Genomic DNA, 15,170 nt, shown 5'->3' on the forward strand with positions numbered 1-15,170 from the left:
GCCTCCTACTGACCTAATTGTAATGTACGTTGTATCAGTTGTTTTGCTGATGAAATTATTTGCAAATCCATCTGATAAGAACGTGAAGCGGAAATCATATTTGCCATTTCCTCAACATAACTGATATTCGGTACGTAAACATAACCATCTTTATCCGCGACAGGATTATTCGGATCGTATCGCATAATAGGCTGAGCATCGCTTTCATAGATGCCTGATACCACTACCCCTGCTTCAAGCTTGGTATTGATCCATTTGTTCGCATCTTCCTGAACAGCCTGAAAAACAGGATATTGCGCCCTGTAGGTATCACCTGCATTGCTGCTTTCCACATTGGCATTAGCCATGTTGCTTGCGCTGGTAGACATTCGCCTTGACTCAGCAGTTAATCCTGAACCGGCAATATCAAGTACAGTATTTAAAGACATGCTTATTCTCCTTTTATTGCCGAACGCATCTGCAGAATTTTGCTATTGAGAAACGACAGAGTGGCCTGGTAAGCCAGGCTGTTATCCACATATTGTGTTGTCTCAACATCTTTATCCACTGTATTACCATCTAGCGAAACCTGCTGCGGCACACGAAATTTTAAAGGAACTGTCATTGGTGCCGATATCCTAATATGATCGGGATCAGTTGTGACCAATCGCTCGGTAGGCCCTGTGACTACTTCGCGTAAAGCTTCTTTAAACTCAACGTCCTGGGCTTTGTAGTTTGGGGTATCAGCATTGGCAATATTATTCGCCAATTGCGAGGCGCGTTGATCTCTAATGATCAGCGCCTTGGCGTGTATGCCAAAATAACTGTCCAAATTTACTGCCATGTTAACTCCTGTTACTTTACTCGCTTTAAGTTAAGCAAGTCTCGTGCCAGTTTTTGCAAATAATTTTAAATTTATCAATTTATTAGGTTGCGGTTAAATACAGAAAAAATCTTACAGTGTTAAAATCTTTATTGATTTAATTGTTGATTAACGCTGCTGCTTTCAAAACAGTATAGTAGAATATTTGAAATTTGCTAATTTTATAGTATAAAATATGAACTATTTAAACAATAATATGCCTGAAAATGCAGTTGAAATGGTAAAAAGCTATTTGCTAAACCTGCAACAGGAAATATGCGGCGCCCTCGAACTAATTGATTCAAAAGAAAAATTTATCATAGACTCGTGGATTCGAAAAGAAGGCGGCGGCGGAATTTCACGCGTACTGGCTAATGGTAAAATTTTTGCAAAGGCCGGGGTAAATTTTTCACATGTTACCGGGAAACAACTACCGCCGTCCGCAAGCGCTCATCGTCCTGAACTTGCCGGAAGAGACTTTAATGCCCTTGGCGTATCTTTGGTTATTCATCCTGAGAACCCTTATATTCCGACTACGCATGCGAATGTACGGTTTTTTGTCGCTGAAAAAGAAAATTGTGACCCCGTATGGTGGTTTGGCGGCGGTTTTGACTTAACGCCCTATTACGGCTTTGAAGAGGATTGCCGTCATTGGCATCGAACCGCTTTTGACGCCTGTCAGCCTTTTGGCAGTGACGTTTATCCACGGTTGAAAAAATGGTGTGATGATTATTTTTTTCTCAAACATCGCCAGGAAGCGCGCGGGATAGGCGGCGTGTTTTTTGATGATCTCAATCAGCAAGGTTTTGACCGCAGCTTCGCATTAACCCGGAGTATAGGCGATCATTTTCTGAAGGCTTACTTGCCTATTGTTGAAAAGCGCCAATACACCGTTTACGGCGAGCGGGAAAAAACGTTTCAACGTTACCGCCGCGGCCGCTATGTTGAATTTAATCTTGTTTATGATCGCGGTACGTTATTTGGCCTGCAATCGGGCGGACGCACCGAATCCATTTTAATGTCGCTGCCGCCGGAAGTTGAATGGCATTATAATTGGCATCCCGAGCCAGGCAGCGCTGAAGCCAGACTTTATACTGACTTCCTGCCGGCACGGGAATGGATTTAAGCAGTCTTTGCCGGCCTCAGCGTCAAAAGCCATAGAGCTACAGACGCGATAGTATTCGATATCGCCATAACCAGAAATACCACTGCGATGCTCAATTTTAATTTGAGCATCAGCATCACTAACAGACTGCCAATAACCATAGCCAGCGCATTGCAAATATTATTAGCCGCGATGGTGCGTGCCCGTTTATTCTCTTCGCAACTGATCTGCAAATAGGTATACAGTGGAACAACAAACAAGCCGCCGCAAACTGAAAATAGAAAAAAATCCATGGTAATTCTGAGATTATCCAGATTGAACAGAAACTTTGGCAGGCTGAGCAAGGGTTCTGTTATAGGTTGTACCGCAGGCGTTGCCCAGAATAAATCCATGGCAAATACTGAGAGCAGCAACATGGTAAAGGGTACATAAGTAATGGTTATCCGCCCTTTCAATAGCAGACTGATTGCCAGCGACCCGCCAGCGATGCCGATAGAAAAAAGCGCCAGGAATAATGCAAACACCGTAGTATCAGCCTGTAGAACATAGTGGGTATAATCAGGCAGTTTGGTCAGCATAATTGCCCCTATAAGCCAAAACCAGGAGATGGCAAATACTGCTGGATACACCTGACGGTTTTTAATTACATTATCAAGCATATTGCGGGTTGCGTGCCACAGATGCCAATCAACCTGATGCTCACTGGGCTGTGGATTGGTTCCGGGAATGAACCAACTGGCGACAAACCCAATCAAAGCCGCACTATTAATCAATAATACAGCCACGCCAACACTGGCTTGCTTACTACCTACAGCCAAAGTTCCTAAAATAGTGCCTAAAAGGATTGCCAGAAAGGTACTCGCCTCAATTAAAGCGGTTGCGTTTAATAATTCCGAGCGTTGCAGATGATCAGGCAGGATGGCATATTTAATCGGGCCAAAAAATGTTGAATGCACACCCATACCGGTTAAAGTCAACAGCATCAGTACAATGCTTCCCTTATATAAAGCCAGACTTCCTAGCAGCATTAACAGGATTTCGGCAAACTTGACCAGGCGGGTTAAAAGCGCTTTGTCGTATTTATCGGCAAGCTGCCCTGCTGTCGCAGAAAACAGAAAAAATGGTAAAGTAAAGAGCGCACCGGCCACAGCCTGATAATGCTCTGATTGCGATTGAGTTTTGCTTAAGTGATAACTAATCAAAGTTAACATAGCCAATTTAAAGGCGTTATCGTTGAATGCGCCAAAAAACTGGGTAAGAAACAGCGGTAAAAACGTTCTTTTTTTCAAAAGATTATACATTGACTCGTTTTGTTTCATTAAAATGGAATCTCGCCCGGAATCATCAAATGGCAAACGTTAATCAGAAATTGAGCTATTGTCAAACCAGGAATACTGTTATTTAGCCAAATCAGCGCTATATACATGATTTTTTTCGCAAACTGATTTAACTGAAATCATTTTTATGATTTACTACCCATCTTTAAATGCCAGGGCGCGAGACATTGTTATGGGAAGAACGCAAGGTTTATCAATGGATGTGGATGGTTGTTTTCTTGGACCCTCTTATATAAATAATAAGCCGCTAAATGTTATCAAAGCAAACCAGCGGATACTAAATGAAATCAAAGCCAGAAGCAGTCAATATAAAGTAACTGAACTCTATGTCGGCTCCAATCGGCAATCAACGGTTTCTGATCATGGTCAGGCCTATAAAAACAAAAATGGCTGTGCCTATAGCGCTCTTCAAAAAATAGCTGACTATCTGGGAGCAAAGCTTAAAAAAATGCTGCTCTCAGATGTTTTCCATGATCAACCGGATGGCTCCGCATTTTTCAAGGCATTCGAGTGGCTGGAAGAAACTCAATATAATTATGATGATAACAAAGTTCCACCCAAGTCCCAGCAAAAGGAGTGGCTGCATGACGACAGCAAGCTACTTATCCTGTATGCCCAGATTCATCAAATGGCCTGCCAGTATCCCGACGATGAGATAGATTTTTATTTTTATGATGATAACGTGGAAATTCTGAATAATTTATACAATTATTTTAAAAAATATCCGCAATTACTACCGCACAATGTTAGTCTCCATTTAGTGCATTATCAGAGTGAATGTAACGAAGACGGTAAACTTATAGAGCCTTTAACCACTAATTATCCAGTTATCAGAGGTACAAGCCCTGCCCCGGATAGAGACTATCGTTATACGGTTAAAACAATGGCCGCAGTCGCAATTGAATCGCCTGAATATCAGAAAACAGAGCCGATGTATCAGAATGGCTCACAACGGGTATTAAACTATATCGATGCAAAAAATAACCTGTTTGATCTTAATCCACTGAAATGTATTAGAGATTATAGGCCTGGGATGTTACCGAAGGTTATGCCTCCCCGGCCTCAGGCGGCTCCCGGTTTTTTTGCAACATTAGCTGCCAGTACCTTTAATAGTTTATATAACCTGTTTAATCCGCCGCCAGTTGACGTGGATGTCAGCGAACTGGTCTCATCAAGCAGCTCTTCTTCCAGTAGTAGCAGCAGCTCCAACCTTCAAAAGTATGGCTCATGGCGTATCTCGTCTGCCAGAAACACCCCAAGTGGAAATAATCTCGTCAGCCAACATCGTAAACCGTCTTCTGACTCGCCTCCGGTTGTGTCTGAGATATCGACGCAAGGCCCATAACTCTTAGAAGAGATTTCAGGTATGAAACAAACCGTTCGAGCTCATGAAAAATCTTTAAGCTAACCTGCTGTGCAAGGCTTCGAGACGGCGTAAACGCCTCCTCAGCCCGAACGTTTCTTTTAAACCTAAAAATTTCTATATTATCCGGTCAGGCACAATCCGTAACAGAGGCTCGCCGGCTCAATGATGCCACAATTTTCTCCAGGCTATGCTGATGAGGCTCTGTCTGTTCAACAATAGCCTGACTGCGGCTGGCGCAGTAGTCTTTTACTTCCTTATCAGGCAAGATATAAAAATTGTTTTTTTCGACTTCGGCAATAATATGGCTGGCTACATCCTCAGCCGGCCTGCTCCTGCCAATCAGCTCACTTAACATGCTATGTAAACTGCTATTGTGTAATGGTGTGGAATTAGCCAGTAAGTTGGTGTTTACAAAAGAGGGGCAGACCACTGAAACATTTACCGGTTTCTCCAGGCGGCGTAAATCAAAATACAATGATTCAGATAGTGCAACCAGAGCGTGTTTAGACATACTGTAAGCGGACATCATTGAGCCGCTGCATAAGCCATAAAAACTGGATATATTGATAATATGAGAGTGATGAGTCTGCTTAAACATAAACGGCAGAAATGACTGAATGCAGTATATTGCTCCGTACAGGTTGATTTCCATCACCTTATGGATATGTTCGCTGGTTAGCTCCCATAAAGGAGCCAGATGGCCGCTGATACCGGCATTATTAAACAGCCAGTCAATACGGTTAAAGCGTTCTATTGTCTGTTTTGTCAGCTGTTTGACACTGTCTGGCCTGGACACGTCCGTGACGACGCCCAAAACTTCAACATCGTATTCGGCGCTTAGTATTTCGACCTGATCACACAGGTCTGTAACAGCATGATCTGCCATTACTACGTTGATGCCAAGTTCCAGACATCGTTTCGATAATGCTAATCCTATCCCGCTCGCTGCGCCTGTTATGACAGCTACTCGACCCATAAAATCCATTCTTGCCCCTCCTACAGGTTATTTATTCAGGAACCAGCAGAATAAATTGTTTCGCCATGATATCGAGTAACGTCAAATCAGGTCAAGCCTTCTGATAATTATGTGCGCTCTTCTATAAGCACAACATCATGAGCTTTATAGCCTTTCGGTCCTTTATCAACCCGAAAAGCAACCTTGTCATTCTCATGCAGGGTTTTAAAACCGGTGCCTTGAATATCTTTATAGTGCACGAAAATATCATCGCCCCTTTCGTTAACAATAAATCCAAATCCTTTTCTATCATTGAACCATTTTACCTGGCCAATCTCTCTCTCAGACATTCAAATTCCCCTTTAATTCAAACATACCTCATTTGCCTTGCATGGCAAATTTAACACGATTAATATTCAGCTTAACCAAGATTTGATCTTGAACGTTCAAATTCCGGTTAAAGTGAACAAGTTCTTATGCTGTAAGTACAGAACAGTAAGATTAGAATAACAGTTTTTTATTGATTGTTAAGGATTTTTTTTATTTTTCAGGAGTTTTTTGTGCAAACCAACATTCAAGAATCTTCGATTCAATATTCGAGCGATGCGTTTATTGAGCTCGCCATGAGTTGCGGCGTTTTACGTTTTGGCAGCTTTACTTTAAAATCAGGCCGGCAAAGTCCTTATTTTTTTAATGCCGGGCTTTTTTATCAGGGTAGGTCCTTAATGGAACTTGGCCGCTTTTATGCCAACGCCTTGATTGCGTCCGGCATTCAGTTTGAGCATTTATTCGGACCTGCCTATAAAGGACTCCCGTTAGCAACAACAACGGCCGTAGCCCTGGCTGAACGTGGCGTTGATGTTACCGTTACCTTTAACCGCAAAGAAGCCAAAGACCATGGCGAGGGCGGTCAGTTAATCGGTGCGCCCTTATCTGGAAACACTGTTATTATTGATGATGTGATTACAGCAGGAACCGCGTTTCGCGAAGCGCAATCGCTTATCAAAGAGAATGGCGGACAACTAACGACTGCTGTTATTGCTTTAAACCGTTGTGAACGGGGGTTAGGTGAAAAATCGGCGATCAACGAGATCGAAGCTCAGGGTATCCAGGTGTTATCGATTATCAGCTTATATGACCTGATTGAGTGGTTGGAAAAAAATAACCGGCAGCAGGAACTTGAGAGTGTTCGCAGCTACCAGCGTGAATATGGTGTTTAATGCTAGCTGGATCCCCGCCTGCGCGGGGATGACAAGGGGATTTTCTTTAATAAGCAGCAATATCAATTGTTTTCATTTTATAATTAATTTGCTTGCCATTTCTCTTAATAGTAACCGTAATCTGTTCGCCAACTTTAATATCGGTTAACAGATTATAGAGAACATCATAGTTTTCAACCGGGTGGCCATTAATCGCGACAATAATATCACCTAACAGAATCCGACCCCATTGATCACGATGCGTACCTCTCAAACCGACCGTTGCTGCGGGTGTTTTTGGAATAACGTTGGCAATCAGAATACCGCTCTTTACTCCAAGACTTGCAGCACTACTGGGATCAACCCGTTGAATTCCGATACCAGCGAGGATTATCCGGCCGTTTTTAATAAGCTGGGGTACAATCCGCTCGATATCATCAGCAGGAACAGCGAAGCCTATACCGGCAGAGGAACCTGAGTTCGAATAAATCGCTGTATTCAAACCAATTAAGCGGCCTTTGCTATCCAGTAACGGTCCACCGGAATTACCGGGATTAATTGATGCGTCAGTCTGAATCATTTCACGGATAGTTACTCCACCAACTCCTGGTACCTGCCGCCCTAACGCGGAAATAATACCGACTGTAAGGCTATGATCGAGACCGAAAGGATTACCGATTGCGATTGTTTTCTGGCCAACCAGCAAATCTTTAGTATGTATCAGTTGGAAGGGCACAAAAGACTTTAATTGTTCAAGGGCTTTGGGATCAGTAATAGCCAACACAGCCAGATCCTTACGCGGCTCTGCTCCGACAACACGGGCAGGAACAGTAATTTTACCGATGCTTACCGCAAGCTCTTCAGCGCCATTGATAACATGGAAGTTGGTAACGATATGTCCTTTGTCATCCCAGATGATACCTGAACCGGCCCCTGCCGTAACATGCATCTTGTTATACTGCCTGACAACAGTGGCCAGCCGGTGGACATATACTACCTTGGGCGAGAACTTCTGAAAAATTTCTACCGTATTTCTTTCATTAGGCAACAACTCATCAAGATTTGCCGCTAAAGCCGGTAAACTTATCAAACAGGCAAAAACGCTTGCCAATAATCTCATTTTCATTCAAAACTCCACATCTGATAAACCAGATAACAACCGATTGCAGGCCAAGATACTTAGCCTGCAATCAGCCCACTTTCACATACAAAGTGAGCATATTCTACCCTGTTTACTATTTTATATATATATCTAAATCTCACAGCTGTGAAAATGTTTGTGCAAATTATTGCCTCAAGGCTTAATTATTTAAGCGTTCAGCAACCAGCACTGATTCTTTTATCAAAGTTACATTTTTCTACTGCAAACTGATAAAAACTAAAATTCAGGGTACTTCGTTATTACTTCAGGTGAATCAACTGCGTGTGTATTTCAACGGTAAAATATTGGTTAAATGCCTGATATGAATCCAGTTTTGGCCAAAACTCCGCCTTATCGCACATCCGGGCCATCTCAGCTTCATAAAGCGGCTGGTAGTGTGCCTGGACAAACTCGTCGATAGCAGCAATCTGATCAAAATTTTTAATAATCACCGTTGCATTGTCTGCCAGGTGCGAAACATCAATTTTTTCCAGCACACTGTCAATGCTTGCCTGTTCTTCAACAGCGGCCCTTATTCGCTTTAGCAGTACTGAACGCGGCTTTATCCGGAGTAATTGTTTTCCCTGGTTAAAACTCTGTTCCAGCACAGCGACATGAGAATGCAATTCAAATTTAAAGCAGCATAGAAAATCCAGAAAACTGCCTTCAATCCTGTTATAGGCATTTTTTCCAACTGCGCGATGAATTTCATTTTTGAACATAAAAGCAAAATGCCGTTCTATTTCATTTAACGTTTCCTCATCGTTCACTTGCTTTTTGATGGCATAAGCAGTGTTATCGATTTGTAACTGTTTTAATGACGGTATTTTTACTTCTGGTAATTGTGATGCCAGAAAAGTTATAAATGCCCGGGTGGGCTTTAAAATTATAATCTCCCATTCATGTGGTTGCATGACGCTCTCCTGTGATTTATTCGACTCATCCTGAGTACAGCTATAAAGCTAAATCAACGTCTTGATACACCCTTTTACAGCTCCCTTTTTTCTAAGGGAAGACTATCAGGTTAACTCCCTCTGCAACCAAGATCAATAGATTAATTCATAATTTTTTATAAAGCTTGACACAAGTACAAGAAACGTTATGCTTGTACTTTTATCCAGCAAACTGCAGTATGAAAATTATAAAAAAGTTAATTGTTTGCCTGCTCGTTCTCTTTTTAGCATTTACTACTTTTTTAGGGATTCTTTCAAAAACAATAAGCCCTGAAATTGTTCGGAAATATGTCAATACCGAACTGACTGCCCTTACCTCACAGCCAGCGCAGATTAACGGCGATATTAGCTGGCAGTTGCTCCCCCTGCCTGGAATCAGACTTTCAGGAATAGAAATCGGCAATACCAACAATAGTAAAAATTATTCTGTTGCTATTGAAAAACTGTTATTTAATTTAAAAATCGCTCCTTTATTACGCGGCAAGCTGGTTTTTAGCGAGATTAAGGCGAATGGTTTTAAGATTGAAATTAATTCCGACCTGCCCTGGTCTTCAATTCCCCCACTGAAACCGGAAGAAGAACCAAAACCGGCAGGAATCAGGCAACGATTTGATATCGAAAGGCTGATTCTCAGTCGCGGTCAATTTGTTTTTATTGAAAACGGCAAGACCGTTAATCTGTCAGGAATCCAATTGTCTGCGGAAAACATTAATCTGAATCAGGACTCGGTTCAACTGCACCTGAAAACCAGGCTTCATTATCTTAATCCCGGTCAACATCAGGCGCATGGCAGCCTGCTCTTCAAAGGTTGTGCCAGCCTGAGTAAAGGCGTACTTGACAATCCAAAAAGCTTTTTACATTTAACCTCGCTTGATGGTCAGCTTACAGTCCGGGATTTGATTATTGACAAGGTAAGGATTAACAAGGCGAAGGCCGTCACTTCCTTTAAACACGGAATTCTACAGCTCAACCCGGTCACTATAGGGTTTTATCAAGGCGAGGCGATTGGTGATCTGCGTTACGAACCGACAGATAAGAACCTGCAATTAAACTTCGCCGCCAGCAACTTAAATAGTGGTTTGTTAACAAGCGATTTGTTTGACAGTGCCCTGTTAAAAGGAAAGCTTGATTTTTCACTGCACACCCAAAGCGTGTTGCATAAGGGATCCTGGCTAAACCGCACTGCGGGCAATGGTAAAATCAGTATTCGTGATGGTGCGCTAAGCACAGTTAATCTGCATAGTATTATGCAAAACGCCAGCAATACGCTTGGTCAGATTACCGGTTTAACAAAACCTGAACAAAGAAATATTAGTCAGGCGTTGTTAAACGTTTCAGCTGCAAATCAGGGCGAAACCCCGTTTGAGATCGCGAGCATGCAGTATCAGTTAAATAATAACGTTTTGCGCAGCGATAACCTGTTTTTAAAAACCGCCATCCTCAAATTGAAAGGAAACGGCCAGCTTCGGCTTGACTCTTATAACCTGTCAGGCGCTATTCTGGCTTATGTAATAGCGCCAGATGCCAACATGAATCAAATCCAGCAACTGCTTGGCGGTTATTTTCCTCTCACTGTCAGCGGAACGTTAACTCAACCGGTTATTTTGCCTGATTTAAAAAAAATTAACCCGACGCTGACTCAAATGTGGTTAAAGGAGAGGTTAACCAAACCGGTTATTAAATTGAAGGAACAATTAAAGGCACTGTTTTAAATGACGAATACCCCACTTTCTTTTAGCAACAGATTGCTCGACTGGTTTGATCTCCACGGCCGCAAAAACCTGCCCTGGCAACATCCGCGCAGCGCTTACCGGGTATGGATTTCAGAAATTATGCTCCAACAAACCCAGGTGCAGACTGTCATCCCCTATTTTGAACGCTTCATGGCGCGCTTTCCAACTCTGCAAGTACTGGCTGACAGTGATGAAGATCAGGTTCTGGCTTATTGGTCAGGGTTGGGGTATTACAGCCGGGCCCGTAATATTCATAAAACCGCACAATTAATCTGCCAGCAATGGCAAGGAATTTTTCCTGAAACCATTACAGGATTAACAAACCTGCCCGGAATTGGCGAAACTACCGCAGCAGCTATTCTCTCGCAGGCATTTAATAAACCTGCCGCGATTCTTGACGGCAATGTCAAACGGGTTTTAAGCCGTCATTTTATGGTAGACGGTTTTCCCGAGCAAAGTGCGGTGAAAAAACGGTTATGGCAGTTGGCCAGAGAATCGATGCCAGAGCAACGTTGTGCCGATTACACTCAGGCCATTATGGATCTTGGCGCGACTTGCTGTACTAAAAAACCTGACTGCGCCAGCTGTCCGTTGAACCAGACCTGTCTGGCATACCGGGAGCAAAAAGCCCATCTTTACCCTTATAAAAAAGCTCGTAAGGCTCTTCCTGAAAAGCACGAACAGTTTTTACTGCTCTACAACGACCAGCAGCAAATTTATCTTGAAAAAAGGCCGCCAAGCGGAATCTGGGGCGGGTTATGGTGTCTGCCTGCAATCGATCAAAGGCAGAATGCAACTGAGTTCGTTCAAACACAATATGGCTTGTCAGCAACTAACACCATTGCCCTGACCGAAATCAAACATACCTTCAGCCATTTTCACCTGTATATCAAAGCAATGGCGTTGAAAATTACATCCAACGCCACTGACAGAGTTTGCGAGAGTAAAGGCAAATGGCTGGAAATAACGGAACTCGAAAATCTCGGACTCGCCAAACCGGTAAACGACGTTATCACCTGTTTTTATCAAAATATTTCAAAATGATACTGATGCAGCAGGGAGCTGATCCGGTGACACTGCCATTACCAAAAACTGCTGGCTATCTGGCGGGTTTTACAGTAGTTTATTGCTCTTAAGCAATTTTCTTCTATTTTCATGGCACTGTTAATTTTATTATTAAGCCTGATTGCCTTGATTTGGGCATCGCATCAACTCATCAATGGCGCGGCGGGGATCGCGAATTATTATAATCTGTCGCCTATGCTAACCGGCTTTACTCTGGTGGCGCTTGGAACCTCCACGCCGGAGATCATGATTGCGATTAATGCGGCTATGGATGGGGTTAATGATATTGCGCTGGGTAATGCCATTGGTACCAATATTGCCAATATTGGCCTGATTCTTGGAATAATTGCCTTGCTTCGGCCGTTGAATATGCAGTCATCGTTTTTACGCCGTGAATTCCCGCTCTTGTTTATTGCGATGTTGTTTACGTATTCGTTAATGCTGGATGGTTATCTGGGGGTTGTGGACAGTTGCCTTTCATTAGCAGCCTGTGTCGTGTTTATCGGCTATATTCTTTATATCTCTGCCCCTAACCAACTACAAAAAAAGGTAACCGAGAGCATTCGCCAGGCCGTGATGAGCAGACATAGCCTGAAAAGTTATGTGTTGAGCTTTGTAACAGGAATTATCGTGTTATCGCTCAGCGCTGATTTGTTAATTAAAAAAACAATGCTGATTGCCCATACCCTTGGCCTTGACGAACTGTTTGTAAGCCTGACGGTTATTGCATTGGGTAGCAGCCTGCCGGAGCTCGCCACTGCGCTAATCGCTGCCCGTAAAGGCGCTGATGATATTGCGATTGGTACTATTCTTGGTGCAAATTTATTTAATCTGATCGCCGTGATGGCGTTTCCAGGCATTATCCATCCCTCAGCGATAAGCCATGCGATTTTATGGCGCGATATGCCGGTTATGTTTATTACAACGTTTATTCTGTTCTGGATTAATGCCCGCCGTGCGCGCAAAATCACACGTTGGCATGGCGGCTTGCTGATTCTGGTTTATATTTGCTATATGATTTCACTCGTTGTGTGCGCGATTCATTAATTGCCCTGGATATTCCGGGGTTCTTTTTAATATTTTTAGTGCCTGGATTGCCTCAGGTTGGCCTGCTTTGGCTGCCTTGCAAATCCAGAACCAGGCTTTTTTGCGGTTTTCTACCACCCCTTGCCCGTAATAATACATATACCCTATTGCATATTGCGCATCCGGCTGCCCTTTTACCGCTTCAGGTTTTAACAGGACGAATGCGCTGCGATACTGCTGGGCCCGGAAGCAATTAATCCCCTCGACAAAATTATGTTGTTTGACGCAACCTGTCATTATGGCAAGAAAAACAATCAAAAAAGTTATTCTCAGCACGCTTTTCATAAACTCAGTCTCCATTTAATGGCTGTGCAGGCCTGTCGAAAATCAATTCGTTTTTGGGCAGGCTCAGGCTTTCAAGCGCACCATTGTGTAAAACAACGATACCGTTTTCGGTAATCCGCTTAATCACAGCTCCACCAGGTACTGTATCGCCAATAACATAGGTTTTTTCCTCGCCCTGCGCTGCTTTCAGCAGAACCTGGCTCTCGTCTTCTTTTTCAGAATACATAATCCCCAGCACGCTTAGATCGAGCCTGGATTGTTTAATATCAGCATTATTAATGTCAGGCACATAGTTACCGAACAGAGGGTTAGTAAAAACAGGCGAGTTCGCGGAAAGAGCCGCCTCCTGTTTGCTAACGGTTACCGGACTTGGCGTTATCGGCACGCTGCTATCCTGCCTGACAAGCTCAAATAACTGGATTATAAACAAAATCCCTGCAACGACAATAACCGCCAGCGCAATCATTTTGCCGGGATCATTGATTGAGGTTAATAATAATTTATTGGCTTTCATCAAACTATTCGTTATAAATTAGCAGTTAACGTTAACACGATTTGGCATTATTAGGTATATCATAAATAAGGATTGTTAAAATGCAAAACCCGATGGAACAACCGCATATTCAGCTGGCAATCATGTCGCGCTGGTATGTCGTCTCGCGCGCCATACACACTGTAGCTCAGTTAGGGGTTGCCAATCATATGGCAGATACGCCTGTTGCAAGCGAAGCGATTGCCAGGCTGGTTAATGCCAATCCGCAAATGCTTGATCGGCTGTTACGTTTTTTAAGCGCTTACGGTATTTTTAGCAGGCACGGCAATAGCTACGCGCTAACCGCATTATCAAAACCATTACGGGATGATGCGCCGAATTCTGTTCGAGATGTTATCCGGATGGTGGATGACAGCTGGTGGCAGGCTTTTTCACAATTGGATAAAGGTCTGCAACAGGGAGAGTCTGCTTTCAGCTTACAACACCATGAAGATTTTTTCAGTTTTCTGGCTAATCACCCTGAAAAGCAAAATAACTTTGATCGTGGAATGGCGAAATTATCGACTTTTGATGATAGCGCAGTCAGTAAAGCAGTTGATTTTTCCCAATGTGAAACCATTGTTGATATGGGCGGCGGCCGCGGCGGTTTAAGTAAAGCACTTGCCCAACATTATCCCTCGCTGCAAGTTACCCTGTTTGACAGCCCGGCAGTAATCAACCAGTTGTCTGCCAGTGATTTTCCGGCTCAAGTCACCTTACAGGCCGGGAACTTTTTTGAGGCTATTCCACAGGCTCAGGCTTATATTTTTAAAGGGGTATTGCATGATTTCAGTGATGAACTGATGCATAAAATATTATCCAACTGCGCAGCCCGCATGCCTGCCGATGCCCGGTTATTTATTGCGGAGCAAGTTATGCCTGATGATGATAAACCGCACCCGAATAAAACGATGGATATTGTAATGATGGCATTACTTAACGGCCGGCAGCGAACTCTGACTGAATGGCAGCAAATTATTGAGCCATCGGGGTTTCAGTTTAAGGCGGCTTATGTGACAGATACATTGTTTACGGTTATGGAATTTCTGCGGGCGTAAAAGAGGGCGACTTTACTCCAGGTCGTCTCCGCAATGTGAAGTATCTCAATAATAGTGAAGGTCTTCAGGCACTAGAGATACTTCTGCCTCGATTGAAAAAGCTCTTATAACACTATTGGCATTAATTAGTCAAGTAACCAGCCAACGTCCCTGAAGTTTTTTTAAACATCATTTAATCTGAATTGAGCATAGATTTTTCGATTTCACTTCGATCTGCCCCCTCTCCCGCGAAAGGAACTTGAATAATTTACTGATGATCCTTCGCGGGAGAGGGTTGGGGAGAGGGAATGTCACGAATGGTAATAGATGATGCGCTTTGGACAAATTTAAAAGAATTATTACCAAAGCCTAAAGGGAGGTATGGGACAGATGATCGCTTATTTGGAAGCTGTTTGCTGGCTCCTTCGAACAGGGGCTGCCTGGCGTGACTTACCATTAGACTATGGCATTGGAAAAGTGTTTACAATCGATATAACAATTGGTCTAGAGTAATCGGCTAAACCCAATAGAGCAT

At 43.2% G+C, this 15,170-nt stretch carries 16 protein-coding genes; 7 read left to right on the forward strand and 9 right to left on the reverse strand.

Going from position 1 to position 15,170, the window contains the following annotated elements; all coding sequences use genetic code 11:
- Positions 1-5 precede the first annotated feature (5 nt).
- Positions 6-428 carry a flagellar basal body rod protein FlgC gene (flgC, locus tag ACFORL_RS01515; RefSeq protein WP_382340412.1) on the reverse strand — a complete coding sequence of 141 codons (423 nt, stop codon included), beginning with the start codon at positions 426-428 and terminating at the stop codon, positions 6-8.
- A 2-nt stretch (positions 429-430) separates the two neighbouring features.
- A complete protein-coding gene (gene flgB, locus ACFORL_RS01520; protein WP_382340414.1) occupies positions 431-823 on the reverse strand; it encodes a flagellar basal body rod protein FlgB in 393 nt (130 codons plus the stop codon).
- Positions 824-1,037: 214 nt separating this feature from the next.
- On the opposite strand from flgB, the gene hemF reads away from it, so the two are divergent.
- Positions 1,038-1,967, forward strand: a complete 930-nt coding sequence (gene hemF, locus ACFORL_RS01525) for an oxygen-dependent coproporphyrinogen oxidase (RefSeq protein ID WP_382340416.1) — start codon at positions 1,038-1,040, stop codon at positions 1,965-1,967.
- Here the strand turns inward: hemF and ACFORL_RS01530 are convergent.
- Positions 1,964-3,265, reverse strand: coding sequence for an MFS transporter (locus ACFORL_RS01530; RefSeq protein WP_382340418.1), 1,302 nt, complete (start codon positions 3,263-3,265; stop codon positions 1,964-1,966). The genes hemF and ACFORL_RS01530 overlap by 4 nt on opposite strands.
- Before the next feature lie 145 nt (positions 3,266-3,410).
- Between ACFORL_RS01530 and ACFORL_RS01535 the strand changes: the two genes are divergently transcribed.
- Positions 3,411-4,628 carry a hypothetical protein gene (locus tag ACFORL_RS01535; RefSeq protein WP_382340420.1) on the forward strand — a complete coding sequence of 406 codons (1,218 nt, stop codon included), beginning with the start codon at positions 3,411-3,413 and terminating at the stop codon, positions 4,626-4,628.
- Between the two features lie 148 nt (positions 4,629-4,776).
- Here the strand turns inward: ACFORL_RS01535 and ACFORL_RS01540 are convergent, their stop codons facing one another.
- Positions 4,777-5,634, reverse strand: a complete 858-nt coding sequence (locus ACFORL_RS01540) for an SDR family NAD(P)-dependent oxidoreductase (RefSeq protein ID WP_382340421.1) — start codon at positions 5,632-5,634, stop codon at positions 4,777-4,779.
- Positions 5,635-5,732: 98 nt separating this feature from the next.
- Positions 5,733-5,954 (reverse strand): cold-shock protein, encoded by a 222-nt coding sequence (locus tag ACFORL_RS01545; protein ID WP_382340423.1) that lies wholly within the window; start codon positions 5,952-5,954, stop codon positions 5,733-5,735.
- Between the two features lie 273 nt (positions 5,955-6,227).
- On the opposite strand from ACFORL_RS01545, the gene pyrE reads away from it, so the two are divergent.
- Entirely contained in the window at positions 6,228-6,824 is a 597-nt protein-coding gene (gene pyrE, locus ACFORL_RS01550) for an orotate phosphoribosyltransferase (protein ID WP_449280254.1), read from the forward strand.
- A 46-nt stretch (positions 6,825-6,870) separates the two neighbouring features.
- On the opposite strand, the gene ACFORL_RS01555 is transcribed toward pyrE, so the two are convergent.
- Positions 6,871-7,929: a S1C family serine protease gene (locus tag ACFORL_RS01555; RefSeq protein ID WP_382340425.1), complete on the reverse strand. Its 1,059-nt coding sequence runs from the start codon at positions 7,927-7,929 to the stop codon at positions 6,871-6,873.
- A gap of 275 nt (positions 7,930-8,204) precedes the next feature.
- Complete coding sequence (locus ACFORL_RS01560) at positions 8,205-8,858, reverse strand: hypothetical protein (RefSeq protein WP_382340427.1); 654 nt, start codon at positions 8,856-8,858, stop codon at positions 8,205-8,207.
- A 218-nt stretch (positions 8,859-9,076) separates the two neighbouring features.
- Between ACFORL_RS01560 and ACFORL_RS01565 the strand changes: the two genes are divergently transcribed.
- From ACFORL_RS01565 to ACFORL_RS01575, 3 genes are all read left to right on the forward strand, one after another.
- On the forward strand, positions 9,077-10,609 hold the full coding sequence (locus ACFORL_RS01565) for an AsmA family protein (protein ID WP_382340429.1): 1,533 nt from the start codon (positions 9,077-9,079) through the stop codon (positions 10,607-10,609).
- Entirely contained in the window at positions 10,610-11,674 is a 1,065-nt protein-coding gene (gene mutY / locus ACFORL_RS01570) for an A/G-specific adenine glycosylase (RefSeq protein WP_382340431.1), read from the forward strand. It begins immediately after the preceding gene.
- Positions 11,675-11,785: 111 nt separating this feature from the next.
- Positions 11,786-12,742: a calcium/sodium antiporter gene (locus ACFORL_RS01575; RefSeq protein ID WP_382340433.1), complete on the forward strand. Its 957-nt coding sequence runs from the start codon at positions 11,786-11,788 to the stop codon at positions 12,740-12,742.
- Here the strand turns inward: ACFORL_RS01575 and ACFORL_RS01580 are convergent.
- Together ACFORL_RS01580 and ACFORL_RS01585 are read right to left on the reverse strand one after the other, a co-directional pair.
- The gene (locus ACFORL_RS01580) at positions 12,716-13,018 is read right to left on the reverse strand and encodes a sel1 repeat family protein (RefSeq protein ID WP_382340854.1); all 303 of its coding nucleotides are present in this window, start codon (positions 13,016-13,018) and stop codon (positions 12,716-12,718) included. The two genes, ACFORL_RS01575 and ACFORL_RS01580, sit on opposite strands and share 27 nt — an antisense overlap.
- Positions 13,019-13,070: 52 nt before the next feature.
- Positions 13,071-13,580, reverse strand: coding sequence for a type II secretion system protein N (locus ACFORL_RS01585; protein ID WP_382340435.1), 510 nt, complete (start codon positions 13,578-13,580; stop codon positions 13,071-13,073).
- Positions 13,581-13,660: 80 nt separating this feature from the next.
- On the opposite strand from ACFORL_RS01585, the gene ACFORL_RS01590 reads away from it, so the two are divergent.
- Positions 13,661-14,656 (forward strand): methyltransferase, encoded by a 996-nt coding sequence (locus ACFORL_RS01590; RefSeq protein WP_382340437.1) that lies wholly within the window; start codon positions 13,661-13,663, stop codon positions 14,654-14,656.
- Positions 14,657-15,170: the final 514 nt, after the last annotated feature.

Origin of the sequence: Legionella dresdenensis, assembly GCF_042649825.1 — a bacterium.
In the GTDB taxonomy this organism is placed as follows: Bacteria; Pseudomonadota; Gammaproteobacteria; order Legionellales; family Legionellaceae; genus Legionella_C; species Legionella_C dresdenensis.

Excerpts from the sequence above, each read along its gene's own strand:
- flgC (WP_382340412.1), bottom strand. The coding sequence starts at position 428 with ATGTCTTTAAATACTGTACTTGATATTGCCGGTTCAGGATTAACTGCT.
- flgB (WP_382340414.1), bottom strand. The coding sequence starts at position 823 with ATGGCAGTAAATTTGGACAGTTATTTTGGCATACACGCCAAGGCGCTG.
- hemF (WP_382340416.1), top strand. The coding sequence starts at position 1,038 with ATGAACTATTTAAACAATAATATGCCTGAAAATGCAGTTGAAATGGTA.
- ACFORL_RS01530 (WP_382340418.1), bottom strand. The coding sequence starts at position 3,265 with ATGAAACAAAACGAGTCAATGTATAATCTTTTGAAAAAAAGAACGTTT.
- ACFORL_RS01535 (WP_382340420.1), top strand. The coding sequence starts at position 3,411 with ATGATTTACTACCCATCTTTAAATGCCAGGGCGCGAGACATTGTTATG.
- ACFORL_RS01540 (WP_382340421.1), bottom strand. The coding sequence starts at position 5,634 with ATGGATTTTATGGGTCGAGTAGCTGTCATAACAGGCGCAGCGAGCGGG.
- ACFORL_RS01545 (WP_382340423.1), bottom strand. The coding sequence starts at position 5,954 with ATGTCTGAGAGAGAGATTGGCCAGGTAAAATGGTTCAATGATAGAAAA.
- pyrE (WP_449280254.1), top strand. The coding sequence starts at position 6,228 with ATGAGTTGCGGCGTTTTACGTTTTGGCAGCTTTACTTTAAAATCAGGC.
- ACFORL_RS01555 (WP_382340425.1), bottom strand. The coding sequence starts at position 7,929 with ATGAAAATGAGATTATTGGCAAGCGTTTTTGCCTGTTTGATAAGTTTA.
- ACFORL_RS01560 (WP_382340427.1), bottom strand. The coding sequence starts at position 8,858 with ATGCAACCACATGAATGGGAGATTATAATTTTAAAGCCCACCCGGGCA.
- ACFORL_RS01565 (WP_382340429.1), top strand. The coding sequence starts at position 9,077 with ATGAAAATTATAAAAAAGTTAATTGTTTGCCTGCTCGTTCTCTTTTTA.
- mutY (WP_382340431.1), top strand. The coding sequence starts at position 10,610 with ATGACGAATACCCCACTTTCTTTTAGCAACAGATTGCTCGACTGGTTT.
- ACFORL_RS01575 (WP_382340433.1), top strand. The coding sequence starts at position 11,786 with ATGGCACTGTTAATTTTATTATTAAGCCTGATTGCCTTGATTTGGGCA.
- ACFORL_RS01580 (WP_382340854.1), bottom strand. The coding sequence starts at position 13,018 with ATGACAGGTTGCGTCAAACAACATAATTTTGTCGAGGGGATTAATTGC.
- ACFORL_RS01585 (WP_382340435.1), bottom strand. The coding sequence starts at position 13,580 with ATGAAAGCCAATAAATTATTATTAACCTCAATCAATGATCCCGGCAAA.
- ACFORL_RS01590 (WP_382340437.1), top strand. The coding sequence starts at position 13,661 with ATGCAAAACCCGATGGAACAACCGCATATTCAGCTGGCAATCATGTCG.